Origin of the sequence: Nocardioides pelophilus (assembly GCF_014180685.1) — a bacterium.
GTDB lineage: Bacteria > Actinomycetota > Actinomycetes > Propionibacteriales > Nocardioidaceae > Nocardioides > Nocardioides pelophilus.
On the sequence record NZ_JACEHF010000296.1, the window covers coordinates 1 to 1800 of the forward strand.

Here is a 1800-nt window from a genome sequence, read left to right on the forward strand (position 1 = left end):
CGAGACCCTCGGTGACCAGCGTCTCGACGGCGTCGGCCGCGGCGTCGACCTGGAACGGCACGTTCTTGCGCTCGGTCGAGGAGTAGTTCGAGAGCACCCAGTCGGCGACGTCCTGGCGGCCAGGGGGACGTCCGATGCCGATCCGGACCCGGTAGAAGTCGCCGGTGCCGAAGGACGAGCGCAGGGACTTGAGCCCGTTGTGGCCGTTGTCGCCGCCGCCGAGCTTGATCCGCATCGTCCCGAACGGGATGTCGAGCTCGTCGTGGATCGCGATCACCCGCGCGGGTGGCACCTTGTAGAAGGTGGTCAGCGTCTTGATCGCGCCACCGGACTCGTTCATGTAGGACCGGGCCTTCGCCAGCACGACCCGCGGTCCGGGCGTGCCCGGAGCACCGAGGCGTCCCTCGACGACCTCGGCCCGGCCGGACTTGTGGGCACGGAAGCCGCTGCCCATCCGCCGGGCCAGCTCGTCCGCGACGAGGTAGCCGATGTTGTGCCGGTGCCCGGAGTACGACGGACCGGGGTTGCCGAGCCCGACGACGAGCCAGACGTCGGCCCCCTCGACACGGTCGCTCATCGGATCCTCCGCGGCATCGGCGCTCGTCGTACCCCCGTCGGGTCGGGGGATCCCCGGCACGGCGCTGCGTGCCGGGGAGATCAGTCGGCCCAGGAACCACCTGAGCCGAGTGAACGTCACTCCTCGTCGCCACCCTCGGCGGACTCCGCGGCCTCGCCCTCGGCGGCCTCGGGCTCGTCGCGCTCGATGCCGGCCTCGGCCTCGGCCTCTTCGAGGTCGGCCTCGAGCTGCTCGGCGGTCTGCGCGGCGGTCACGTTGACCACCAGGGTCTCCGGGTCGGTCAGCAGCGTGGTGCCGGACGGCAGCGTCAGCGCGCCGGCGAGGAACTGGGTGCCGGCCTCGGCGTCGGTGACGTCGACCTCGAACGACTCGGGGATGTGGGTGGCCTCGGCCTCGACCTGGACGGTCGAGTTCTCGGTGACGACCAGGGTCTCGCGGGCGGCCTCGCCGACCACGACGACCTGGACGTCGACGGTGACCTTCTCGCCGCGACGGACAACCACGAAGTCGACGTGCTCGAGCACGCGGCGGACCGGGTCGACCTGGACCTGCTTGGTCAGCGCCAGGTGGGTCTCGCCGTCGAGGTCGAGCTCGAGCAGCGTGTTCGCGCCGCCGTGCTTGATCGCCATCATCGTGTCGTGGCCCGGAAGGGTCATGTGGATCGGGTCGTTGCCGTGGCCGTACATGACGGCGGGAACCTTGTGCTCGCGGCGGATGCGGCGGGCAGCGCCCTTGCCGAACTCGGTCCGCAGCTCGGCGGTGATCTTCTCGCTCATGGGGTCTCCTTCTAGGGGTGTCGGGACCCCGGAAAGGTGAAACGCCACGCTTCCCTCACCCGGTGACCGGTGGGCGCGCGGCGTCTGAGAACGAGCCGGCCCAGTCGATCACGGAGTCACAGAAGCGGGTGCTCCCTCGCCGAGGCAACCTGAGGAGACTACCCAACGGCGCTCCTCAGACTGAAATCCGCACGCCGGCATCACTCGAGGTGGGATCGGTGATCGTGCGCCGGTCGACCAGCGCGGCGCCGGCGTCCCGCTGACCGATACTTTCCTATACTCGGCCGAAGTATCTATATCGATCACTTCGCCGAGAGGCGCGCGCATGGGTGCCAACCCCTACTCCCCCGGTCAGGTTCCGAAGATCCTTGCCGGCAGGCGCGCCGAGCTGCGCCGGATCGAGGACCTGATGGCTCGGGTCGTCACGTACGGCGGGCTCGGCGGACC

At 69.9% G+C, this 1800-nt stretch carries 2 protein-coding genes; both read right to left on the reverse strand.

Annotation, left to right across the window (positions count from 1 at the left end):
* A partial coding sequence (gene pth / locus H0488_RS23135) for an aminoacyl-tRNA hydrolase (protein WP_183101521.1) occupies window positions 1-577 on the reverse strand: 577 nt, incomplete at its 3' end.
* Between the two features lie 116 nt (window positions 578-693).
* Window positions 694-1353 (reverse strand): 50S ribosomal protein L25/general stress protein Ctc, encoded by a 660-nt coding sequence (locus H0488_RS23140; protein ID WP_183101522.1) that lies wholly within the window; start codon window positions 1351-1353, stop codon window positions 694-696.
* Window positions 1354-1800: the final 447 nt, after the last annotated feature.

Bases quoted from the DNA above. Each gene is read 5' to 3' on its own strand.
- H0488_RS23140 (WP_183101522.1), bottom strand. From the start codon at position 1,353: ATGAGCGAGAAGATCACCGCCGAGCTGCGGACCGAGTTCGGCAAGGGC.